Genomic DNA, 23,110 nt, shown 5'->3' with positions numbered 1-23,110 from the left:
CAGTGATGACCTTTTCGAGCTTCGCATTGACTGAGCGAACCGGACGCCCACAACAGGACAAGGTTTCCTGATGACGTGAGTGAGAATCCGCTGCTACCAGCTGCCTATGATGTGATCTGGTCCGGCGTCGTCCTGCTGCTCGTCGTTCTGCTCATCTGGGCAATGGTGAGCATCGCCCGATCGGGGCTCGACGCCCGAGTGAGACTCGTCTGGGCGATCATCGTCCTGCTGCTGCCCGTCGTCGGGCCGATCTGCTGGTTCGTCGCGCGACCGCAGAAGGAGAACGGCGGCCTCAGCTGAAGGGCCGTGAGTGCGCATCGCGATCAGCCGCACGAGCCGAAGAGTTAGCGCGTCACTTCTCTCAGGTAACGCGAATCTCGAAAAACGCGTCGCCGGCGACGACTCTTTCGAGATTCGCGTTACCTGACGCCGGTCGCGGCGGGGTGAAGAGTCCGCAGCGCCAGCACGCCCACGGCGGGCCGGGTTCTCTTCCTGCGGCTGTCTCCTTGCCCACAGATGCGCGTGCGGCCGCGACTTCGGGACCGCCGAGGACTAAAATCGACACGAACCCCCTGCGCATCGTTGAAGGAGAACACCCGTGATTGAGCTGAAGACACCCGCCGAGATCGACAAAATGGCGGTCACCGGCCGATTCGTCGCGCAGACATTGGCCGAATTGTCTTCGACCGCGGAGCCCGGCATGAACATCATGCACTTGGAGAAGCGCGCGCGGAAGCTCATCGAGGACGCCGGGGCGGTCTCCTGCTACTGGGACTACGCACCCTCATTCGGTGAGGGCCCCTTCAGGAACGTCATCTGCCTGTCGGTCAACGACGGCGTCCTCCACGGCAAGCCCCACGATTATGTGATGAAGGACGGCGATCTCCTCACCCTCGACTTCGCGGTGTCCATCGACGGCTGGGTCGCCGATGCCGCCCGGTCCGTCGTCGTCGGAAACGGCAGCGAAGAGGACCAGAAGCTCATCGATTCGACGTGGGCCGGCCTCGAAGCCGGCATCGGTGCCGCCCAGGCCGGCAACCGCCTCGGCGACATCTCGAAGGCGATCGGCGATGTCGCCGATGCCCAGCGCATCCCCGTCAACCTCGACTTCGGCGGCCACGGACTCGGCCGCACGATGCACGAGGATCCGCACGTGCCCAATCGCGGCAAAGGCGGTCGCGGTCTCGTCCTCAAACCCGGACTGACGCTGGCAATCGAACCGTGGTGGTCCTTCACTTCGAAGAAACTCACCGTGGACAAGGACGGCTGGACCCTGCGCCTTGCCGACGGTTCCCACGGCGCGCATTCGGAGAACACGATCGCCATCACCGAGGATGGTCCACGGGTCCTCACCGCGCTCGACTGACCCGGCCGCCGCACTTCTGTCAACGGGGCGTCCGACGATGAGATCGTCGGGCGCCCCTTCATCGTCCGCAGATTCTCGTGTCATGGTCTCGTGCCAGAATTGCGGTATGTCTTTCACGTGTGCCGAATGCGGCTATTCGACGGTCAAATGGCTCGGACGCTGCCCCGAGTGCCAGGCCTGGGGCACCCTCGAGGAGAGGGGCGCGAAGACTTCGAAGGTGAAGACCAAGGTCAAGAAGTCCAGTGGGGCGAAACCGATCAATCAGATCGACTCGACGCTGGCGCAGGCGAAGGAGACGTATGTCTCCGAGCTCGACCGAGTGCTCGGCGGCGGAATCGTCCCCGGCGCCGTCGTCCTGCTCTCCGGCGAGCCGGGCGTCGGCAAATCGACGCTGCTGCTCGATGTCGCGGCGAAAGCCGCGATGTTCGGTGCCAAAGTCCTCTACGTCACGGGTGAGGAATCGGCCGGCCAGGTCCGGCTCCGGGCCGAGAGGATCAACGCCCTGGCAGACTCGCTCCTGCTTGCCGCGGAGACCGACCTCGGGTCGGTGCTGGGCATGATCGAGGCCGAGGAACCCGAACTGCTCATCGTCGATTCCATCCAGACTCTGGCCTCCTCCGAGGTCGAAGGCGTCCCCGGTGGTGTCACCCAGGTCCGGGAGGTCGCGGCCGCACTCATCCGGGAAGCGAAGGCCCGGTCCCTGCCCACGGTCCTCGTCGGCCACATCACGAAGGACGGCACAATCGCCGGACCCCGGCTCCTCGAACACCTCGTCGATGTCGTATGCACCTTCGAGGGAGAGAAGCACTCTCGCCTGCGTATGCTGCGGGCGGTGAAGAACCGTTTCGGACCCACCGACGACGTGGGCTGCTTCGATATGGCTGAGAACGGCATCCACAGCCTCGAAGACCCCTCGGGACTCTTCCTCTCCCGCAGCGGAAACAACCCGCCGGGCACCTGCCTGACGGTGACCCAGGAGGGCAAGCGCCCCCTGCTCGTCGAAGTGCAGTCGCTGATCACCGAATCCGCCGGCGGCCAGTCACGCCGGTCGGTCTCGGGAGTCGACTCCTCCCGAGTGGCGATGATGCTGGCCGTGCTCAGCCAGAACATCCCCGGCGTCCAATTGGCCAAGAACGACGTGTTCGCCGCCACGGTCGGCGGGGCGAAGCTGTCCGAACCGGCCAGCGACTTGGCCATCTGCCTGTCCCTGGCATCGGCGGTCACGGGCAGACCGCTGGCGAAGAAGTTCGTCGGCATCGGCGAAATCAGTCTGTCCGGGGAGATCCGCAATGTCCCCAACCTCGGACAGCGGCTCAACGAGGCCAGACGTCTGGGCATCACTCATGCCATCGTGGCCAAGGAGGCCATGCGCAATGTGTCGACACCGGACACTATGACAGTCAGGGAATGCGAACACATCGCCGAGGCGGTACAGGTCCTGCTGCTCAACGGCGGATGAGAACCCGGGGTAGAGAAAGTTCGGGACTTTCGCACGGTTTTAGAGCATCCTTGAGTCATGACCACAACAGTTTTTCCGGCACTGAGAACCACGGATGCGGCGGCCACGATCGCACTGCTGGTCACGCTCGGGTTCACTGAGCGTCTGATGGTCCGCAATGAGCAGGACCCCGAACTCGTCGACCACGCCGAATACGCACTCGGCGAGACCGGCGGGATCATGATCGGCTCCGTCCGCAATGACGGTTCGGCACTCGACGCCGTCGGCGGCAGCTCGATCTACGTCGTCGTCGACACGGAGCGCGAAGTCGATCGTCTCTACCAGGAGATCGTCGATATGGGGCATGCGATCGTCAGACCGGTGGCGACACAGTCCTACGGCGGTCGGGAATTCGACTTCCGCGACCATGACGGCAATTCCTGGGGTGTGGGCTCCTACCGCGGAGCCTGAGCGACACACCCCGAGGAGTCACCCCTGACGCCCTGCCGAGTGGGCTCGGTCGGGCGGGCTCAATCCTGCGCCGCGTGGTTCAGTCCTGAGGTTCCTCGGACTTCTCTTCCTCGGATTTCTTCTTCTCTTCGGCCTTCTTCTTCTCGTCCGCGGCCTTCTTCTCTTCGGCCTTCTCCGCGTCGCTCTTCTCAAGCTCGAAGCTCGTCGGCTTGCTCTCTTTGTCGTCGAGCTTGACGATGAGGTCGTACTCGCCGGATGCGAAGTCATCCTTCGCCCGGTTGCAGTTCTTATCGACCTTGACCCGATTCCACTTCAGCTTCGCCGTCTTCTCCGACTGCGGAGCGAATTCGGTCGAGACCTCGGCATTCTCATCCTTCGATGCCGCGCAGTACTTCGATGACCAGACCACATCGCCGTCCTTCTCGACGACGAACTCCTGCTGCTTGGTGCCGACCTCGATGAGGCAGGTCGCGGTGTGGCTGTTGCCGATGACCATGCCGAACTCGGGTTCCTGATCGTCTTTGACCGACTTCGGGTCGACCTTCGCTGTCAGCGAGACTTTGTCGTCGGGGCATTTGCCGCTCGCGGCCTTCTCATCCGGCACGGGTGCTGCGGTGCTCTGCTCGCTCGTCTGCTCCGGTTCGGCCGTGGTCTCGTCTTCGTCCGATCTGCCGCTGCCGAGGGCTTTGACGATGCCGACGATGCCCACCACCAGCAGCGCGAGGACGATGATGGTCAGGACGCTCAAGGTGATACGGCGTCTGCGGTACACGTGAGCAGGCAGCTTCCCGCTAGACTGGCGGGGCTGTCCGGCAGCTCTGTTCGGCTGCGAACCACGATTGGAAGGAGTCATCGCTTTGAGCCTAGGCCGAAGCGAATGAGCATCCAAATGACACACCGAGTCAGCCCCGAAACGAATCCCTCCGGGTCGGCATCGGCCTTCCCCGAGGTCGCCGAGCCGCTGGTCTCCCGTGTGCAGGACACGATCATCTCCTGGTTCGCCGCAGAGGCGCGCGAGCTGCCGTGGCGAGACCCGAACACCAGCGCCTGGGCCGTCCTCGTCAGCGAGATCATGTCTCAGCAGACTCCGGTGGGCCGAGTCGAACCGCGGTGGCAGGCATGGATGGAGGCCTGGCCGACTCCGGCTGACCTCGCAGTCGCACCCACCGCCGAAGTGCTCCACCGCTGGGATCGTCTCGGCTACCCGCGCCGTGCCCTGCGCCTGCAGGAGGCGGCCCGCGTCATCGCCGAAGAGTTGGACAACGAGGTGCCAGGAACCGCCGAAGAGCTGCTGAGCCTGCCCGGCATCGGCTCCTATACCGCCGCCGCCGTCGCCTCGTTCGCCCACGGACAGCGGACGACGGTGCTGGACACGAATGTGCGCCGGGTCCTCATCCGCGTCTTCGCCGGACGGGAGCGTCCCACGGCGTCACCGGGCCGCCGCGAAACCGAATGGGCCGCCGGTTTCGTACCCGAGAACGATCACGTGGCATGGAACGCCGGAGTGATGGAATTCGGCGCCCTTGTCTGCACGGCCCGCAGCCCCGGATGCCCCACCTGCCCGCTGCAGGACGTGTGCACGTGGTATCGACTCGGCAGACCCGCCTCGGCGACGAAGCCGAAGGTCCAGAAGTGGGCGGGCACGGATCGACAGCTGCGCGGGGCGATCATGGATGTGCTCAAGACCGCGCACTCCGCGGGAGGCGAACCCGCCGGTGTCAGCCTCGACCTCCTCACCACCTCGGTGGCGGTGCTCGACCCCGATCTCGTCTCTTCGCTTGACGAGCCGACCGCGGCGGCAGTGGCCCGGGTCCGCGAGCTCAGCACCGATGCGCAGAGGATCACCCGTCTCGTCTGCGACCTCGTCTCCGATGGTCTGGCGCAGGAGGACGAGGGCAGGCTGGCCCTGCCGGGACACTGACGACGCTCAACGGGAGTCGCTCAGTGCGAATGGGCTGAAGAACCTGGAGCGGGGCTGAGCCGAGAGATCGTCAGAGGTATTTGATCATACGCGAATTGCCCAAGGTGTTGGGTTTGACTCGGGCCAGGTCGAGGAACTCCGCCACACCTTCGTCGGTGGAGTGCAGAAGTTCGATGTAGACCTCGGGAGAGACCGGGATGCCCTTGATCGGTTCGAAGCCGAGGGAACCGAAGAATCCGGTTTCGAAGGTCAGGCAGAACACGCGGTCGACACCGATCTCGCGGGCGTCGGCGAGCAGCTGACGGATGATCGCCTTGCCCACTCCCCTGCCCCGGTAGTCCGGTGAGGTCGCGACGGTGCGCGCTTCGGCGAGGTCGGACCAGATGATGTGCAGCGCACCGCACCCGGCGAGCGCTTCCGAGCCGTCGGGCTGCGGGTCGACGACGAGCCAGAACTCCTGCAGCGACTCGAAATAGGTCACCGTGTCCTTGCCGAGCAGGATCCGTTCGCCGGCCAGGGGCGCCACCAGAGCTTCGATGCCCTTGACGTCGCTCGTCCTCGCCCTGCGCAGGAAGAGACCACCGGGCAGTTCGTGTGTGTGATGGTGGTTCCGAGAGACCTGGCGGTGGTCGAAATCGCCTTTGTGTGAACTCATGACCTCATTCAACACCATCACCGACTGCGGATAGGAATGAGTCCGGGGAGCCGGCCGCTGCCGACTCCCCGGACTCATTCGTCTCACCTTTTCGGGCGATGCTCGATCAGGCCGAAGTCTCCGAACCGTTCGCCCCGGAGGAACCGGCGCCGGCGAGCTCGCCGTGCTCGTCCTCGTCAGACTTCAGGCTCTCGGTCTCGACACCGTCGAAGGTGAATTCGGCGTCCTTTCCTTCCCCTTCGACATCGACCTTGATGGTCTGGCCCCGTCCGATCTCCTTGAACAGGATCTTCTCCGACAGAGTGTCCTCGATCTCGAGCTGGATGGTCCGACGCAGGGGTCGGGCTCCCAGGACCGGATCGTAGCCGCGGTCGGCGAGCAGGTTCTTCGCCGCATCCGTGACCTCAACCTTCATGCCCTGATCGGCAAGACGGGTATCGAGGCGCTCGAGGAAGAGGTCGACGATCTTGATGATCTCTTCCTTGCTCAGCTGCGGGAACACGATCGTGTCGTCGACACGGTTGAGGAACTCGGGACGGAAGTGCTGCTTGAGCTCTTCGTTGACCCGCTGCTTCATCCGGTCGTAGTTCGTCTTCGTGTCACCCTCGACCTGGAATCCAAGCTGGAGTCCGCTCGAGATATCACGCGTACCGAGGTTGGTCGTCATGATGATGATGGTGTTCTTGAAGTCGACCTCACGACCCTGCGAGTCGGTGAGTCGACCGTCCTCGAGGATCTGCAGCAGCGAGTTGAAGATGTCCGAGTGGGCCTTCTCCACCTCGTCGAAGAGGACGACGGAGAACGGCTTCCGACGGACCTTCTCAGTGAGCTGACCGCCCTCTTCGTAGCCGACGTATCCCGGAGGCGAACCGAACAGACGCGAAACGGTGTGCTTCTCCGAGTACTCCGACATGTCGAGGCTGATGAGCGAATCCTCGTCGCCGAAGAGGAACTCCGACAGCGCCTTGGCCAGCTCCGTCTTACCGACGCCGGTGGGACCGGCGAAGATGAACGAACCGGACGGACGCTTCGGATCCTTGAGACCGGCACGGGTGCGGCGAATCGCTCGCGAGATCGACTTGACCGCATCGTTCTGACCGATGACGCGCTTGTGCAGCTCGTCTTCCATCCGCAGCAGACGCGAGGACTCCTCCTCGGTGAGCTTGAAGATCGGAATGCCCGTGGCAGAGGCCAGGACTTCGGCGATGAGATCGGCGTCGACGACCTTCGAGGTGTCGGCACCGGATTTGCGCCACGCCTCGGTCTGCTCTTCCTTCTCCTTGACCAGCTTCATCTCGGAGTCGCGCTCCGAGGCCGCCAGTTCGAAGTCCTGAGCGTCGATCGCAGCTTCCTTGCGGTGGCGGGCCTCGAGGATCTTCTCCTCCAGGTCACGGACCTCCTGCGGAACCGACAGCCGCGAGATGCGCAGCTTCGCACCGGCTTCGTCGATGAGATCGATCGCCTTGTCCGGCAGGTACCGGTCGTTGACGTAGCGATCGGACATGTTCACGGCCGCGGCCAAGGCACCATCCGTGACGGTGACCTTGTGGTGTGCCTCGTACTTGTCGCGCAGTCCCTTGAGGATCTCGATCGAATGGGCCAGCGAGGGTTCGGGAACCTGGATCGGCTGGAACCGACGTTCGAGCGCGGCATCCTTCTCGATGTGCTTGCGGTACTCGTCCAGAGTGGTCGCACCGATGGTCTGCAACTCTCCGCGCGCCAGCATGGGCTTGAGGATCGAAGCGGCATCGATTGCGCCTTCGGCGGCACCGGCACCCACGAGGGTGTGGATCTCGTCGATGAAGAGGATGATGTCGCCGCGAGTCCGGATCTCCTTGAGTACCTTCTTCAGGCGCTCTTCGAAGTCACCGCGGTAACGGGAACCAGCGACCAGTGAGCCGAGGTCCAGCGTGTAGAGCTGCTTGTCGGTGAGGATCTCGGGGACATCGCCGTTGACGATGGCCTGTGCGAGTCCTTCGACGACGGCGGTCTTGCCGACGCCGGGTTCGCCGATGAGGACCGGGTTGTTCTTGGTCCGGCGAGAGAGGATCTGCATCACGCGCTGCATCTGCTCGTGGCGGCCGATGACCGGGTCGAGCTTGGCCTCCCGAGCCGCAGCGGTGAGGTTCGTGCCGAACTGGTCGAGCACGAGCGATCCCGAGGGGGTTCCCTCTTCGCGGCCGCCGGCGGACACGGGCTCCTTGCCCTGGTAGCCCGAGAGCAGCTTGATGACTTCCTGACGGACCCGACCGAGATCGGCTCCGAGTTTGACGAGCACCTGCGCGGCGACGCCCTCGCCCTCACGGATGAGGCCGAGCAGAATGTGCTCGGTGCCGATGTAGCTGTGGCCGAGCTGGAGAGCCTCGCGGAGGCTGAGCTCAAGAACCTTCTTCGCACGCGGTGTGAAGGGAATGTGTCCGCTCGGCGCCTGCTGTCCCTGTCCGATGATCTCCTGGACCTGGTCGCGCACCTGCTCGAGGGAGATGTCCATGCCCTCGAGAGCCTTCGCTGCCAGGCCTTCACCCTCGTGGATGAGGCCGAGCAGAATGTGCTCGGTGCCGATGTAGTTGTGTTTGAGAAGTTTTGCTTCTTCCTGTGCGAGCACCACAACGCGTCGTGCTCGGTCGGTGAACCGCTCGAACATATTCATCCTCCTCGGTTTCTTATTCTTCTGAGCCTAACGACCATGAGCGCGGTTCTATTGCACGTTTCGCCATGAGCCGAAAGCGTTTGGCTGAGGGCGAAATCCGCGCCACTGTTCCAGCGACCCCGGTCTTCGGCGGCAGAGGCACCGCGAACGCCTTCGTCCGCAATGCACTCGCCTCCTCCGTCGAGCCTGCTTTCAGCCGTTCCGCAGCGGAAGATCCTCGAAAGCTGACTCACCGCTGCCCACTGACACAGGGCCCCTTGATTTACTTCAGACCTCGACGAACCCTTTGCGTCTCGTTTGGCGTGGATCGCTTTGCCGCAGCGATTTCCTGGCAATTGTCTGTGACTGCTGACATTCCCGGTTCATCGCATTGTCGCTGCCGCTCCATTCGCGAAACCCTTGCGGGTCCAATATGAAAAGACCTGAGGGGCCAGCGATGGAATTCGCTGACCCCTCAGGTCTGTTTGGCTGATTTCAGCTTTCGAATGGCCTCTTACTTCTCGGCGGCTTCGTAGGCTTCGACGATCTCCAGTGGGATCCGGCCACGGTCACCGAGCTGGTATCCGTTGTTCTGAGCCCATTCGCGGATCTTCGCGGTGTCGCGTTTGGGGCCGGCGCTCGAACCGGCGCGCCGACCGCGGCCGCCGGTATTGGCTACACGACGTGCCTTCGCGATGAATGGGGCGAACGTCTCACGGAGCTTTTCGGCATTCTCTGTAGAGAGCTCGAGTTCATACGTAGCCTGGTCAAGGCTGAAGCGAACGGTCTCTGCCGCTTCGGATCCGTCGAAATCATCCGTGAGAACGAGGCGCATTTCCCTTGCCATGTTCACTCTTTTCGTAATCAGAAGTATTTGTCGCAGTCATCTTAACATCTGATTCCGGGGCATTGTCGACTTCGTTAACGTCAATTTCAGAATAGTATTTATCGACCTGTTCGCGTTCATTGCGATCTGCGCGCACGATATTCTTGAAGACATACCAGAACAGCAATGCCACGCAGATCGATGGAAGAAGCGCTTTGAGGATATCGAGCATCGTAATCAGCCCTCCTGAGCTGTATCTTCCTGTGAAGCCGCCAAAGGCTTGGTGAATGGGAACAGAATCGTTTCGCGGATTCCCAAACCGGTCAATGCCATGAGCAGGCGGTCCAGTCCCATTCCCATTCCGCCGGTCGGCGGCATTCCGTGCTCCATGGCCATGAGGAACTCCTCGTCGAGGCCCATGGCCTCGTCGTCGCCGCGTGCGGCGTCGGCTGCCTGCGCTTCGAAGCGCTCACGCTGGATGATGGGGTCGACGAGCTCCGAGTAGCCGGTGGCCAGCTCAAAGCCGCGCACGTAGAGGTCCCATTTCTCCACGACGCCCTTCTTCGTCCGGTGCTCACGCACCAGCGGTGAGGTGTCGACGGGGAAATCGGTGACGAAGGTCGGTGCCCACAGCCGGTCCTGGTAGAAGTGCTCCCACAGCTCTTCGACGTATTTGCCGTGTGAGCGGAAGACGCCGGACAGGTCCACGTCGTTGTCGGCGGCAATCTTGTCCAGCACATCGAGACCGGTCTCCGGGGTGACTTCGACGCCGGATTCCGCGGACAGGGATTCGTACATGCTCACCACGGCCCAATCGCCGCCGAAGTCGTATTCGCTGCCGTCTTCGAGGGTGACCACGAGCGAACCGGTCGCGTCCTGCGCGGCGTTCTGGATGAGAGTCTTCGTCAGATCCGCGATCGAGTGGTAGTCACCGAAGGACTGATAGGACTCGAGCATCGCGAATTCCGGCGAGTGCGTGGAGTCCGCCCCTTCGTTGCGGAAGTTGCGGTTGATCTCGAAGACGTTCTCGATTCCGCCGACGACGGCGCGCTTGAGGAACAGCTCCGGCGCGATGCGCAGGTACATGTCGATGTCGTAGGCGTTCATGTGCGTCGTGAACGGACGCGCCGAGGCACCGCCGTGCATGGTCTGCAGCATCGGGGTCTCGATCTCGACGAAGTCCTGTTCGGCGAAGGTCCGCCGCAGCGAGGTCATCACCTTCGCCCGGGTGAGCATCGTCTTCCGCGCCTGTTCGCGGGTGATGAGATCGAGGTAGCGCTGACGGACGCGGGTGTCTTCGGCCAGTTCGGTGTGCAGACCCGGCAGAGGGCGGATGGCCTTCGACGCCATCTGCCAGGAGTCCGCGAGCACGGAGAGCTCACCGCGCTTGGACTTGATGACCTTGCCGTGCAGGAACAGGAAATCGCCGAGGTCGACATCGGACTTGAAGTCGTCGAGTCGGTCCTGGCCGACCTCGCGCAGAGAGAGCATCCCCTGCAGACGGGTTCCGTCGCCGGCCTGCAGAGTCACGAAGCAGAGCTTGCCGGTGGTGCGGACGAAGACGACACGGCCGATGACACCGACGATGTCCTCGGTCTCCTCACCGGCTTCGAGCCCGTCATGGGCGGCGTGGACGTCGGCGAGACTGTGAGTGCGAGGCACCGAGACGGGGTAGGCTTCGGTACCGCCGTCGAGGAGACGCTGGCGCTTTTCCTTTCGGAACCGGATCTGCTCCGGATCGAGATGTTCGGGTGAAAGGTCTGCGTTCTCAGGTGTCTTCGAGTCGGTGTTCGCCATGCCTCAAGGCTACCGTGGACCGGGCTCGCGGGGGAATTCGGCGATCACTCGAGGACCGTCAGAATCTCCTGTGCCTGCGCATCTGTGATCCGTCCCATCGCCAGCGCCTTCGACGTCGTCGATCGGGCCAACGCGATGTAGCTGTTGCGGGCGGCGGGGTTGGAACGGCTGAGACTGAATTCGCTCAGCGCTGCCAGGTGAGCGGCCACGGTTCCGACATCGCCGCGACTGACCGGTCCGGTCAGGGCCTTCGGCCCGTTCTGGAGGGTGTTGGCCACACTCGCGTCGACAAGGGCGCCGAGGACATGGGCGGGATCGCTCACCCCCGCCTCGGTGAGCATCTCCATCGCTTCGGCGATGATCGTGATCGAGTGGTTCGAGGCGTGAGTGATGGCGGCGTGGTAGAGGGGACGGTCGGCTTCGGCGATATCGATCGGTTCGGCGCCGAGTTCGACGACGAGCGCCTCGCCGACCGGACGGATCGGTGCCGGTGCGGTGACCGCGATCGTCGCCTGCCGCAGGCGGGTGAGGTCGACGTCGGTGCCCGTGAACGTCAGCGACGGGTGCAGGGCGATGGGCAGTGCCCCGAGGCGGGTCCCGGCGTCGAGGGCCTCTGTGCCGTATCGACCCGAACAGTGCACGAGGATCTGACCGGGATGGAGGCGTCCGAGGTTCGCAAGCCCTGTCACCAGTGGCGCGATCTCGTCGTCCGGTACAGCCACGAGGACGAGTTCGGCGCGTTCGGCGATCTCATCGGGGTCGAGGACGGGGACTCCGTGAAGCATGTCAGCGGCTCTGTCGCGGCTGGCCTGCGAGGTGGCGCTGACGCCGACGATCGCGTGTCCGGCCTGTCGCCAGGCGGCGCCGATGCTCGCTCCGACTCGACCGCAGCCGATGATGCCGATGCCCAGCCGTGGGGCGTCGCTCTGGTTCATCGTTCGTCCTCCTCGGCGGGGTTCGGGCTGTGCTCGAGCACAGCGGCCTGTCCGGTCTTCGCGTCCTTGGTCACGGCATCGAAGTGCTGCCGGGCCAGTCGGGTGCGTTCGGCGTGTTCGGTGAAGAAGCGTTTGGCGTCCTCGGCGCTCTGGTGCGTGACTCGCGGGTCGACGGGACCGGCGGTCGAGTGCACGGCCACCGAACCCAGTCCCAGCGCCCGCATCAGTGGCCCCTGGTGGTAGCGCAGGGACTGCACCCGCACATGGGGGACGAAGTCGACGCGGCGGTTGAATGCCCCGAGGCGGAGCACAAGCAGCGATTCGGTCAGGGCATAGGCGCGACGCTTCCACACGAAGGGGTCGAGGATCCGCGAGGAACGCGGCTGCGGATGGAACATCGCCTCCGCCGCGGCGGCGTTCGGGTCGGCGGATTTCCGGTCATACATCGCCGAACGCACCAGAGTGTCGGCACCCACGCCTTCGTCCAGCTGCGGATCCGGCAGTGCCAGTCCGACCATGAGCAGCGCCTGGTCGAGGTCGCCGACGGGCAGCAGCAGGTTCGTATCGTGGTCTCCGCCGGCGCTGGCGATGTTGTATTCGGCTTGCCACCATCCGGCCCATCGCCACAGCAGAGGCTGATACAGACACACCGCTTGGATTCGGTCGAGCGGGATGACTTTGCGCGAGGTGGAGAAGAGTCCGTGGTTGACGGCCAGACCGGATTCGCCGAGGCGGACGACGAAGTTCGCGTTGTCGAGGTTCTTCCGGAACACGGAGAAGGCCGCGAAGATGCCCGGCAGGACACCGACGAGCATCGGGATGAATGCCTCTTTGATGCCCATGGCCATGAGCACGATGGCGATGACGATGACGATGACGACCACGGCCGCAGAGATCAGGGTCTCGGGCTTGAGCAGGGAGGCCACGACCACCCGGTGGACGGGCACACGGATGATCTCACCTTCCTTGCCGACGCTGGTCGAGAGGTTGTACGGCGCAAGGAGTTCGTTGAGGCTGCCTTCGGCCTCGTGTGAGACATCATCGGCCATCGCACCGAGTCGTTTGCTCAGCCTCACGCCGATGCTGTCGTCACGGCGTTCGGGCACGCTGCGGTCGACACCGGAGCTCGCCGGCTCGGCAATGTCCGCGGCGTTCTCGGCCTCGGGGAGGGCCTGCGCAGCGTGCGCTCCGCTGCCCGAGGGCCCCGCGACTGAGAGGTCCGCAGCTGAGGGACCCCCAGCTGAGGGGCGGTCGGGTCCGGCCGTCCCGGCGGTGTCGGTCCTCTTCTTCGCCCTGACCGCGGCCAGCAGTTCGTCACGCAGCTCTTCGGCGCGCTTCTTCGACAGGTACTTCAGTGAGATGTTCGAGTCACTGCCACCGGCGACGTCGAAGACGAGTTCGGCCATGCCGAGCACGCGGGGCAGCAGCTTCTGCTGCAGGTCGATCGACTGCACTCGGTCGAGTCGGGCCTTGCGCAGCTTCTTCGACAGCAGGCCTCGGCGGTAGTAGATCGCTTCGGCGTCGACTCGGTAGCCCATGACCCGCCAGGCCAGCCAGCTGAACATCGCGGTGAGCAGGAGGATGAGGATGATGCCGCCGACGATGCCGAGGATCGCCAGCGGGTGACCGCCGATCCACTCGGCGAACGTGAGGTCGACCGACCGGCCGGAGGCCAGATCCTCGACGGCGTTCTGGAAGACATTCTGCAGCCCATAGGCGGCAGCGATGAAGATGCCGACGAGGACGGCAAGACTTTCGATGATCGGCGTCAGCGGGTGGACGCGATGCCAGACCTCCGGAGCCGCTGCCCCTTCCAGCGCATCAGAGACGTCACTGTGGGACGCTGCGTGCACGGAGCGTTCGGCCTCGGCGGACTCGGGCAGCGCCGACGCGGCCGCTTCCTCGGTGTTCTGCTCGGGTTCGTCTGCGGCCATGTTCACAGCCCCGCCAGATTGGCCTGGCCGAGTCCGGCGAGGCTGTCGCGCAGCCGATCGGCTTCGGCGCGGGGCAGCCCGGGAATGGTGGCGTCGGTAGCGGCCGAAGCGGTGTGGAGTTTGACCGTCGCGAGGCCGAAGATGCGGTCGATCGGGCCGGCGTCGACGTCGACGAACTGCAGGCGTCCGTAGGGGACGACGGTGGCCTTGTGGAACATGATGCCGCGGCGGATGAGCAGGTCGTCTTCACGTTCGGCATAGCCGATCGCACGAGCCTGGCGCAGGACGATGATCGTCGAGGCGATCCCGTAGGCGAGAATCGCGATCCAGATCAGGTGCAGCCACGGCACATCGGCGGTGAAGATGATCGCGCACACGAGCGCCGCGATGAACATCGGCACCAGGAAGATCATGCTCGCAAGGACTTCCTTCACCCCATATTTCGGACTCACCCTGTTGAACGGCACATCGGCACCGATGGTGAAGAAGTGGTCGCGGTTCATGCTGTTTCAGCTCCCGGCGGGTCTTGGGGTGGGATTTCGCAGAATCCCTCGACGATGATGCCCACGATCATGAGGACCGCGGCAGAGATGACGGCGACAAGCATACCTGCTGCCAGATCGTTGCGGATGCCCGGTGTGGACAGGAAGTAGTAGCCGGCGTTGCCCAGATACCACCCGGCCAGTCCCGCTCCGGTCAGTGCGCTGGCCTTGGCCATGACGGCGACCCGTGCGGCTTGGAGGGGGTCGATCTCCTTGGTCCGGTCGCCGTCGTTCCATTTCTTGATCGGCCACCCCAGCAGCAGGAGGACGGCGGCGAGGACGAGCATGCCGATGATCGCGAACCACGGCACTCCCGGCAGGGAGAACCCTTGGCTTTCGAGCACCACATCGACCACGACCGCGAGAACCGTGCCGATCACGGCCCAGACGGCGAGGGTGGACGAGGAGGTTCTCTGCATGGTTCCCAGTCTCTCAGATCAGCGTCGGTTATCCAGATGTGATCCGGGCGATGTCCTGGTCATCGAGTTCGGCGAGGATCTCGCCGATCGGGCGCGCACCGTCCGGGGTGCGCACCATCGTCTCGCCGACGAGTTCGGCCCACGGGGCCAACACGAATGCCCGTTCGTGAGCGCGCGGGTGCGGAAGCGTCAGTCGATTCGTCTCGGTGACGAGTTCGGCGGTGTCGCTGCCGTAGCGGATGAGGTCGATGTCGAGGGTCCGCGGTCCCCACCGCAACTCCCGGGTCCGCCCACAGGCGACCTCGATGCCCTGGGCCACGGAAAGCAGCTCGAGTGCCGGCAGGGTGGTCGCGACGATCAGTCCGAGGTTGAGGAAGTCGTTCTGTTCGACGCCTCCCCACGGGGCGGTGCGGTAGAACGAGGATCGGGCCTCCACCGTGATGTCCGGGTGCCGGTCGAGGGCTTCGACGGCTTGGACCAGGGTCTCGCGGGCATCGCCCAAGTTCGCGCCGAGGTTGAGGTACGCCTCGGCGCGGCCCGTGCTGTCTCCGGCCGGGGTGCGGAAGCGTTCGACTCGGATGCGCACATCGTCGAAGGTGCGTTGGATCGGAGCCGAGGGTTTGTGGACGACGACTTCGACGTGTGCGCACAGGCTCAGGCAGTGCTCGGCGATGCGTTCGGCGAGGGTTTCGATGAGGTCGAAGGTGTTGTCCTCGACGATGGCGGCGACATCCTCGGCGAGTTCTCCGTAGTGGATGGTCTCGGTGAGGTCGTCGGTGGCGGCGGCCGCGGCGACCGAGGTGTGCAGGGTGACGTCGATGACGAAGTCCTGACCCTCGCGCTTCTCGAAGTCGAAGACCCCGTGGTTGCCGCGCACGGTGAGGCGGCGCAGTTCGATGCGGTCGGGTGCCGCCTCGGGCCCGGTCATGCCCGCTCCTCCCCCGCTGCGGCAACGGCCGCGATGACCTTGCAGGCGATCGCCGAGGTGGCCGGGTCGTGGACGCGGACGGCCCAGGCGCCCGCCTGCGCGGAGATCGCCGAGATCGTCGCCGTCGCCTGGTCCTTCGCCGCCTGCTGTGCGAGTTTCGGATCGTCGGGGCTGATGAGCGAGGCGATGAAGCGCTTCCGGCTGGCGGCGACGAGGAGCCGGTGGTCGAGCGCTGCGAATTCATTCAGGGCGGCCAGCAGCTGCCAGTTGTGTTCGGCGTTCTTCGAGAATCCCAGACCCGGGTCGACGATGATGTTCTCCGGCTTCACTCCCACGGCGATGGCTTCGTCGATGCGGGTCCGAAGCTCACCGATGACCTCGGCGACGACATCTTCGTAGTGGAAGGTCGCGGAAGCCTGGTCGAGGTAGCCGCGCCAGTGCATGAGCACGATCGGGGCGCCGGTCTCGGCGGCGACGCTGAGCATGGTCGGATCCGACTGTCCGGCGGAGACGTCGTTGATGATGTGGGCTCCCGCGGCCAGAGAGTCTCGGGCGACGCTGGCGCGCATGGTGTCGACGCTGATCACGGCGCCGGCGGCCGCGAGATCACGGACGACGGGGACGACTCGGCGCAGCTCTTCGGCTTCGTCGACGCGGGCCGATCCGGGCCTGGTCGATTCGCCGCCGACGTCGATGATGTCGGCTCCGGTGGCCATGAGTTCGAGGCCGTGGGCGACGGCTCGATCATGGTCGAAGTAGCGTCCGCCGTCGGAGAACGAGTCGGGCGTGACGTTGAGGACGCCCATGATCTTCGTGGCCGTCGCGGTGCTGTTCGTGGTCTTCTGCATGGCTGCTCTGCCCCTTTTGCCGACCCTCAGCGCCCGAGGATCAGGCTCATCGCTTCGGCTCGGGAGGCGCTGTCGCGCAGCTGACCGCGCACGGCCGAGGTGATCGTCGAGGCACCGGGCTTGCGCACCCCGCGCATGGTCATGCACAGGTGTTCGGCTTCGACGACGACGATGACGCCCTGCGGGTCGAGGTGTTCGACGAGCGCGTCGGCGATCTGCGCGGTCAGCCGTTCCTGCACCTGCGGGCGACGGGCATAGATCTCGACGAGGCGGGCGAGCTTCGACAGGCCGGTGACCTTGCCGTTCCTGCTGGGAATATAGCCGATGTGGGCGACGCCGTGGAAGGGCACGAGGTGGTGTTCGCACGTGGAGTACAGGTCGATGTCACGGACGAGGACGAGTTCTTCGTGACTGATGTCGAAGGTGACGCCGAGGACTTCGGACGGGTCGCGGTGCAGGCCGGCGAAGATCTCTTCATAGGCTCGAGCCACACGTGCCGGGGTTTCGACGAGACCTTCCCGGTCGGGGTCTTCACCCACGGCGATGAGGATTTCGCGCACCGCGGCGGAGATCCGCTCCTGATCGACGTTGTTCTCACGCCCGGCGGGGGCACGGCCGAGGCCCGCGGAGACCTCTTCGATATCGGCCATCAGTCGTTGCTTCCTCTGTTCTCGTCTGTATCGTTCGTCGTCGGTCCGGTGCTGCCGGGCCCGTCGTTCGGTCCAGTGGGTCCGGTCGGCCCGCCCGTCGGCCCGGTCGGGCCGGTGGGTCCGTTCGGGTTCTGCGGTCCGGGTGGGTTGTGCGGAACCTGTGGCCCGCTCGCTCCCGAGGGACCGGCACCAGGAATGTCGGTGGTATCGACCTCGGCTCCGCCGGGTCCTTCTCCGGCGTTTCGATCGTTCTGCGGTGCCGGCGGTTCGATGGGACCGCGTGCGGACACCGGACGTTCGTCGTGGGCCAGCCACACCTCGCGGATGGGACGTTTGACGACGTCGGCGAAGATCGCATCGAGTGCCGCCTGGTCGAGGGTCTCCCGTTCCAGCAGCTGGTATGCGAGGTTGTCGAGGACATCGCGGTTGTGCGTCAGCGCCCAGTAGGCATCGGCGTGGGCGGAGTCGATGAGCCCGCGGACCTCACGGTCGATCGAGGACAGGGTCGAGTCTCCGTATTCGTCGCCGCCGCCGTAGCCGCGTCCGGCGAAGGGCTCGGACTGGTCATCGCCGATCTTGACCATGCCCAGCTTCTCGGACATGCCGTACTGGGTGACCATCTTCCGGGCGATGTTCGTCGCCTTCTCGATGTCGTTGCTGGCCCCGGTGGTCGGATCGTGGAAGACGATCTCCTCGGCGACCCGACCGCCGATCGCGTAGGCGAGCTGGTCGAGCAGTTCGTTGCGGGTCGTCGAGTACTTGTCTTCGCTCGGCAGCACCATGGTGTAGCCCAGCGCCCGTCCGCGCGGAAGGATCGTGACCTTCGTGACCGGGTCGGTCTGATTCATCGCCGCTGCCACGAGTGCGTGCCCACCCTCGTGGTAGGCGGTGACGAGGCGCTCCTTGTCGTTCATCAGGCGGGTCCGCTTCTGCGGGCCGGCGATGACTCGGTCGATCGCTTCGTCGAGGATTCGGTTGTCGATGACCTTCGCATTCTCACGGGCGGTGAGCAGGGCCGCCTCATTGAGGACGTTGGCAAGGTCCGCACCGGAGAATCCGGGGGTGCGCTTGGCGACCTGCCCGAGGTCGACCTCTTCGGCCAGCGGTTTGTCCGCCGCGTGGACCTCGAGGATGTGCTTACGGCCCTTCATGTCCGGGGCTTCGACGGGGATCTGCCGATCGAAGCGGCCCGGGCGCAGCAGCGCCGGGTCGAGGACGTCGGGACGGTTGGTGGCGGCGATGAGGATGACGTTGGTCTTGACGTCGAAGCCGTCCATCTCGACGAGCAGCTGGTTGAGTGTCTGCTCGCGCTCGTCATGGCCGCCGCCCATGCCGGCGCCGCGCTGACGACCGACGGCGTCGATCTCGTCGATGAAGATGATGCACGGGGCGTTGTTCTTCGCCTGATCGAACAGGTCGCGGACACGGGAGGCGCCGACGCCGACGTACATTTCGACGAAGTCGGAGCCGGAGATCGAGTAGAAGGGCACTCCGGCCTCGCCCGCGACGGCCTTGGCCAGCAGGGTCTTGCCGGTGCCGGGCTGGCCGTAGAGGAGCACGCCCTTGGGGATCTTCGCCCCCACAGCCTTGAACTTCTCGGGCTCGGCGAGGAATTCCTTGATCTCTTCGAGTTCCTCGAGAGCCTCGTCGACTCCCGCGACGTCCCCGAAGGTGACGTCCGGGTTCTCCTTGTTGACGAGCTTCGCCTTCGATTTGCCGAAGTTCATCATCTTCCCGCCCGACATCTGGGAGATGAGGAACCAGAAGACGACGAAGATGATGACGAACGGAATGAGCGTGCCCAGCAGCGACATCAGCCAGGACTGCTTGGGCACCTCGTCGGTGAATCCCTTATCGGGTTGGGCGGAGTCGACGGCCTTGACGACCTGCTCCCCGCGCTGGTCGACGTAGAAGAACTGGACCTTCTTGCCGAAGTCCTTGCCGTCGACCTTGAAATCGTCCTTGAGAGTGAGGTCGACGCGCTGGTCCTTGTCGACGATCTTGGCCTGTTCGACCTTGTCGTCATCCAGCAGCTGCAGACCCTGTTCGGTGTCGATCTGGCTGAAGCCGCTCTGACTGAACAGCAGTGCACCGATCGACACCACGAGCAGCGCCATGACGATCCAGACCAACGGGCCCTTCGTCGCCTTGGTGAACAGGGGGCGACGTTTGTTCGACTCGGCCATAAGTCCTCTCAGGAAAAAGATATGGGCAACCGTTTCAGGCTACCGAGGCTGCCTGGGAACATCCCCCACAGCCTAGTACTTCACACCGGTACAGCCCGAATGCGCCGCTGATCTATTCCGTCACAGGCACCGGGCCGAGGTGAGGTTCGCCGCAAGCGTAAATTCGCGGCAGCATTCCACCTCAGCTGCAGCGGTGTTCCGCCTCAGCTGTAGACGTGCTGAGCCAGGGTCGCGACGAAGGGCACATTGCGGTACTTCTCCGCATAGTCGAGTCCGTAGCCGATGACGAATTCGTTGGGCACGTCGAAACCGACGTACTTCACGTCGATGTCGACCTTGAGAGCTTCGGGCTTGCGCAGCATTGTGCAGATCTCGACGGTGGAGGCTCCGCGGGTGCGCAGGTTCTGGACCAGCCAGGACAGGGTCAGTCCGGAGTCGATGATGTCTTCGACGATGAGGACGTGACGGTCGGTGAGGTCGGTGTCGAGGTCCTTGAGGATGCGCACGACGCCGGAGGACTTGGTGCCCGATCCGTAGGAGGACACGGCCATCCAGTCCATCGTCACCGGTGAGTGCAGGGCGCGGGCGAGGTCGGCCATGACCATGACAGCACCCTTGAGGACGCCGACGAGGAGGATGTCTTTGTCTTTGTAGTCTTCATCGATGGCGGCTGCCAGTTCAACGAGTCGTGCGGCTATCTGCTCTTCCGAGACGAGTACCTTTTCGATGTCATTGCCGAGATCGTTGATGTCCACGAGTGTCGATTCTCCTCAGATGGGGTCCTGGAGATTCCATTATGGGTCACTTGGCCTCACCGGTGCCACTGTGCCGGGTGTCCGGAGCCAACTCTTCGTCGACGTTGCCGGGACCGGCCGAGAGCCAGCCGGTGATCGCCATGAGCGCGGAGATGATGACCATGAACCACAGCGGCACCTGCCAGCCCCCGCTCCAGCCGAGCAGCCCGCCGACGGCCAGGGGGCCGATGGCCGCGAGCACATAGCCCGAGGACTGCACGAATGCCGAGGTCGAAGCGGTGACGGACACGTCTCGGGTGCGGGAGGTGATGAGGGCCAGGGCGGCGGGGAACGCGAAGCCGCCGTAGCCGAGCAGGACCGCCCAGACCCATGGTGTGGTGGCCGGAATGAGCAGCAGGCCCATGTATCCGATGACGGCGCTGACACCGAATGAGACGAGGAAGGCGCGTGGGGCGATGTTCCGAACGATGATCTGCGGGGCGAGGAACCCTCCGGGCAGACCGCCGAAGGTCACGATGGTGAGCATGATTCCGGCGAGGAAGGGGTCGAGCCCGGCGTCGCGGTAGATCTGCGGCACCCACCCGAATTGGACGTAGGCGTTGGCCGATTGGAGTCCGAAGAACATCGCCATGTACCGAGCTTTCGGTGAGGAGAGCACCGATCGCCGAGGCGGCCGTCCCTCCCGTTCGTCACCGGGGTCTGCGACCTGGCCGGAGAGGATGGGCACGGACTTCAGTGTTCGCAGCACCGTCCAGGTGATGAGGGCCGACAGCGGCAGCACGAGCCAGAACCCGAGGCCGACACGCCACCCGCCGAAACTCTCGGCCAAGGGCGCGGTGAACAGCGACGGCAGCATCGAACCGAGGCCGAGGGAGACGGTGAATGTCGTGGAGCCGAGGGTGGGTCGGTGTGGGAAGCGGGACTTGACGTAGACGGGCAGGATGACGTTGCCGATCGACATACCGGCCAGAGCGAGGACGGTGAGCAGAGCGAAGGCCACCCATTCGGTGACGAGGGCGCGCAGGCCGATGCCGACGACGATGAATGCCGCGCTCATGGCCAGAGCCGAGAACAGGCCGAGGCGTTTGAGCAGGGGCACGGCGATGATGCCGCAGATCGCGAACACGAGTCCCGGCAGTGCGGTGAGCAGGCCGGTCTGCCATTCGGCGAGTGAGAAGCCGTCTTTGACCTCGGAGAGCACCGGGCCGAGTGACGAAGCCGCGGGTCTGAGAGAGGCGGCGATGAGGACGAGGCAGGCCAGGGCCAGGATGTCCAGGCCCCGCGAGCGGCGGAACCCGAGCTCGGTCGAAGACGTCATGGGCTCATCCTTTCAGACCAGGGCCACTCGCCCGCGCGGCGGGTCGGCAACACGACCTGCCGCGCGGGCGAAGGGCGGTGAGAGGATCAGATCCTGCCGGGACGCCTGGCGATCGCGACTGCGACGGCGCCCAGACCGATGAGCACCGCACCGACTCCGAGACCGACAATGCCGCCTCCGGTCCGCGGAAGGTCTCCCACCGGGCGAGAAGCCTCCGAATCATCCGAGCCCGCGGTGCCGCCGGACGAGGTGTCATCGGACGAGTTGTCGGCAGAGCTCGCGGTGTCGACGGCCTTCGCCGAAGCCTCCGATGACGCCCCCGCGTCGGACGCCTCAGAGCCACCACCGGTGCTGCTCGAGCTGTTCGCATCCGAGGCCGAGGCGGAGTCCGCTTCTGCGGCAGCATCGGCGTCGACCTCGTCACCGCGGTCGGAGCCGCCGTCCGAACCGGTGTCGGCGTCGGCACCCTCTGCCGTCGAGTCCCCGTCATCGCCGGGCGTCGGCTCTTCGTCTTCGCCCCCAAGGCTGTACGTGATGAGGTTGCCCTTGTGGTCGGTGGGCCAGTCGGCCTCGGGCGTGAAGAATTCGTCCTGCGACTCCTCCTCGACGAACTCATCGCGCACGACCGAGGTGCGCGGTCCCACGAGTTGAGCAGAGGTGGCCTGAAGGTCGTCATCGCCGGAATGGAAGACGAAGTCGATGCGATCGCGTTCGTCCGCTTTCGGAGTCCAGCTCAGCTCGGATGTGGGGAAGTCGGTGTTGCCGGCAGGCCAGGTCACTCCGGGATGGGTGATCTCATCGGGATGGACGTCTCGATAGGCGTCGACGTATCCGCCCTTCTCCAGCTCCAGCGTCGAATCCCACGGCATGACGACGCCGTTGTGGTCGTGCTCGTCCTTGGCCCGTTCGGTCCAATCGAGATGCGAGGGTTCGTTGAAGTCACCTCCGATGAGCACTGAGCGGTCCTGGCTGCGGTCATCCTCGGCGGCTGCGACCGTTCGGGCCACGGCTTCGCTGCGGCCCGATTCGCGGTTGATCTTCGTGATCAGGTCGAGATCGGTGATGGGTCCGGTTGGAATCTCGTCCCAGCCGTATTCGCTCGTCGGCAGCGGGGGCGGAGTCCCTCCCCCGTATCCGCGAGGCAGGTAGTTCGCGTAGTACCGGTACTCGAGGTGACCGGAATACACCGCGAGCTCCTGATCGCCGACGTCGAGGACGGCTCGGGCGAAACCCTCAGCCACCGACGACTCGGTGATGGGGAACCGGGAGATGATTCCTGCGTCCGTGGAGGATCTGCTGGAGGTGTCGTGGCCGCGCCTGTTCAGTTCACGCCTGATCGAGTCAGCTGCGGGGCCGGCCTCGGAGAGCATGACGATGTCCGCTTCGGTCTCTTCGACGATGTCGGCGATGGTCGCGATCCCATCGGAGATCTGAGTCCCCTGATGCCAGATATTCAGCTGCAGCACTGTGATCTCGTCGGTGGGCTTCTGCG

The 23,110-nt window shown here is 64.7% G+C and carries 22 protein-coding genes; 5 read left to right on the top strand and 17 right to left on the bottom strand.

Features of this window, described 5'->3' with window-relative positions:
- Positions 1-75: 75 nt before the first annotated feature.
- The 4 genes from ACPUD7_RS14645 to ACPUD7_RS14630 all read left to right on the top strand — a co-directional run bounded on the left by ACPUD7_RS14645 (position 76) and on the right by ACPUD7_RS14630 (position 3,275).
- Positions 76-300: a PLD nuclease N-terminal domain-containing protein gene (locus tag ACPUD7_RS14645; protein ID WP_135537223.1), complete on the top strand. Its 225-nt coding sequence runs from the start codon at positions 76-78 to the stop codon at positions 298-300.
- 298 nt (positions 301-598) lie between these two features.
- Positions 599-1,366, top strand: coding sequence for a type I methionyl aminopeptidase (gene map, locus ACPUD7_RS14640; protein ID WP_135537224.1), 768 nt, complete (start codon positions 599-601; stop codon positions 1,364-1,366).
- A gap of 106 nt (positions 1,367-1,472) precedes the next feature.
- The gene (gene radA / locus ACPUD7_RS14635; protein ID WP_425120292.1) at positions 1,473-2,825 is read left to right on the top strand and encodes a DNA repair protein RadA; all 1,353 of its coding nucleotides are present in this window, start codon (positions 1,473-1,475) and stop codon (positions 2,823-2,825) included.
- A gap of 57 nt (positions 2,826-2,882) precedes the next feature.
- Positions 2,883-3,275: a VOC family protein gene (locus tag ACPUD7_RS14630; protein ID WP_240689518.1), complete on the top strand. Its 393-nt coding sequence runs from the start codon at positions 2,883-2,885 to the stop codon at positions 3,273-3,275.
- A 79-nt stretch (positions 3,276-3,354) separates the two neighbouring features.
- Here the strand turns inward: ACPUD7_RS14630 and ACPUD7_RS14625 are convergent, their stop codons facing one another.
- A complete protein-coding gene (locus ACPUD7_RS14625) occupies positions 3,355-4,023 on the bottom strand; it encodes a hypothetical protein (RefSeq protein WP_425120291.1) in 669 nt (222 codons plus the stop codon).
- A gap of 141 nt (positions 4,024-4,164) precedes the next feature.
- Here ACPUD7_RS14625 and ACPUD7_RS14620 point away from each other — a divergent pair, with 141 nt between their 5' ends.
- Complete coding sequence (locus ACPUD7_RS14620) at positions 4,165-5,196, top strand: A/G-specific adenine glycosylase (protein ID WP_425120290.1); 1,032 nt, start codon at positions 4,165-4,167, stop codon at positions 5,194-5,196.
- A 70-nt stretch (positions 5,197-5,266) separates the two neighbouring features.
- On the opposite strand, the gene ACPUD7_RS14615 is transcribed toward ACPUD7_RS14620, so the two are convergent.
- The 16 genes from ACPUD7_RS14615 to ACPUD7_RS14540 form a co-directional block, all read right to left on the bottom strand.
- Positions 5,267-5,851 (bottom strand): amino-acid N-acetyltransferase, encoded by a 585-nt coding sequence (locus ACPUD7_RS14615; protein WP_425120289.1) that lies wholly within the window; start codon positions 5,849-5,851, stop codon positions 5,267-5,269.
- 106 nt (positions 5,852-5,957) lie between these two features.
- Positions 5,958-8,495, bottom strand: coding sequence for an ATP-dependent Clp protease ATP-binding subunit (locus tag ACPUD7_RS14610; RefSeq protein ID WP_425120288.1), 2,538 nt, complete (start codon positions 8,493-8,495; stop codon positions 5,958-5,960).
- A gap of 499 nt (positions 8,496-8,994) precedes the next feature.
- Positions 8,995-9,327 carry a histone-like nucleoid-structuring protein Lsr2 gene (locus ACPUD7_RS14605; protein ID WP_135537235.1) on the bottom strand — a complete coding sequence of 111 codons (333 nt, stop codon included), beginning with the start codon at positions 9,325-9,327 and terminating at the stop codon, positions 8,995-8,997.
- On the bottom strand, positions 9,293-9,538 hold the full coding sequence (locus ACPUD7_RS14600; protein WP_135537236.1) for a hypothetical protein: 246 nt from the start codon (positions 9,536-9,538) through the stop codon (positions 9,293-9,295). Before ACPUD7_RS14600 ends, ACPUD7_RS14605 begins: the two co-directional genes overlap by 35 nt.
- A 5-nt stretch (positions 9,539-9,543) precedes the next feature.
- Positions 9,544-11,103 carry a lysine--tRNA ligase gene (gene lysS, locus ACPUD7_RS14595; protein ID WP_135537237.1) on the bottom strand — a complete coding sequence of 520 codons (1,560 nt, stop codon included), beginning with the start codon at positions 11,101-11,103 and terminating at the stop codon, positions 9,544-9,546.
- A gap of 44 nt (positions 11,104-11,147) precedes the next feature.
- Positions 11,148-12,038 carry a Rossmann-like and DUF2520 domain-containing protein gene (locus ACPUD7_RS14590; RefSeq protein ID WP_135537238.1) on the bottom strand — a complete coding sequence of 297 codons (891 nt, stop codon included), beginning with the start codon at positions 12,036-12,038 and terminating at the stop codon, positions 11,148-11,150.
- Positions 12,035-13,972 (bottom strand): PH domain-containing protein, encoded by a 1,938-nt coding sequence (locus ACPUD7_RS14585; protein WP_425120287.1) that lies wholly within the window; start codon positions 13,970-13,972, stop codon positions 12,035-12,037. Before ACPUD7_RS14585 ends, ACPUD7_RS14590 begins: the two co-directional genes overlap by 4 nt.
- Before the next feature lie 2 nt (positions 13,973-13,974).
- Positions 13,975-14,475 carry a PH domain-containing protein gene (locus tag ACPUD7_RS14580; RefSeq protein ID WP_135537240.1) on the bottom strand — a complete coding sequence of 167 codons (501 nt, stop codon included), beginning with the start codon at positions 14,473-14,475 and terminating at the stop codon, positions 13,975-13,977.
- Positions 14,472-14,933 (bottom strand): DUF3180 domain-containing protein, encoded by a 462-nt coding sequence (locus ACPUD7_RS14575; protein WP_135537241.1) that lies wholly within the window; start codon positions 14,931-14,933, stop codon positions 14,472-14,474. Before ACPUD7_RS14575 ends, ACPUD7_RS14580 begins: the two co-directional genes overlap by 4 nt.
- Positions 14,934-14,961: 28 nt before the next feature.
- Positions 14,962-15,861 carry a 2-amino-4-hydroxy-6-hydroxymethyldihydropteridine diphosphokinase gene (gene folK / locus ACPUD7_RS14570; protein ID WP_425120286.1) on the bottom strand — a complete coding sequence of 300 codons (900 nt, stop codon included), beginning with the start codon at positions 15,859-15,861 and terminating at the stop codon, positions 14,962-14,964.
- Positions 15,858-16,709 carry a dihydropteroate synthase gene (gene folP, locus ACPUD7_RS14565; protein WP_425120285.1) on the bottom strand — a complete coding sequence of 284 codons (852 nt, stop codon included), beginning with the start codon at positions 16,707-16,709 and terminating at the stop codon, positions 15,858-15,860. Before folP ends, folK begins: the two co-directional genes overlap by 4 nt.
- Before the next feature lie 26 nt (positions 16,710-16,735).
- Entirely contained in the window at positions 16,736-17,359 is a 624-nt protein-coding gene (gene folE, locus ACPUD7_RS14560; RefSeq protein WP_135537243.1) for a GTP cyclohydrolase I FolE, read from the bottom strand.
- Positions 17,359-19,545, bottom strand: a complete 2,187-nt coding sequence (gene ftsH, locus ACPUD7_RS14555) for an ATP-dependent zinc metalloprotease FtsH (protein ID WP_135537244.1) — start codon at positions 19,543-19,545, stop codon at positions 17,359-17,361. The genes folE and ftsH overlap by 1 nt, the downstream gene beginning before the upstream one ends.
- Positions 19,546-19,748: 203 nt before the next feature.
- Positions 19,749-20,300 (bottom strand): hypoxanthine phosphoribosyltransferase, encoded by a 552-nt coding sequence (gene hpt / locus ACPUD7_RS14550; RefSeq protein WP_135537245.1) that lies wholly within the window; start codon positions 20,298-20,300, stop codon positions 19,749-19,751.
- A gap of 46 nt (positions 20,301-20,346) precedes the next feature.
- Positions 20,347-21,618: a CynX/NimT family MFS transporter gene (locus tag ACPUD7_RS14545; RefSeq protein WP_425120284.1), complete on the bottom strand. Its 1,272-nt coding sequence runs from the start codon at positions 21,616-21,618 to the stop codon at positions 20,347-20,349.
- An 86-nt stretch (positions 21,619-21,704) separates the two neighbouring features.
- Positions 21,705-23,084, bottom strand: coding sequence for an endonuclease/exonuclease/phosphatase family protein (locus tag ACPUD7_RS14540; RefSeq protein WP_167854309.1), 1,380 nt, complete (start codon positions 23,082-23,084; stop codon positions 21,705-21,707).
- Positions 23,085-23,110 lie beyond the last annotated feature (26 nt).

Source organism: Brevibacterium sp. FAM 24630, from assembly GCF_049804075.1.
Lineage (GTDB): Bacteria > Actinomycetota > Actinomycetes > Actinomycetales > Brevibacteriaceae > Brevibacterium.
The sequence above is the reverse complement of the archived record's forward strand: the minus strand, read 5'-3'. Positions and strand labels throughout refer to the sequence as shown.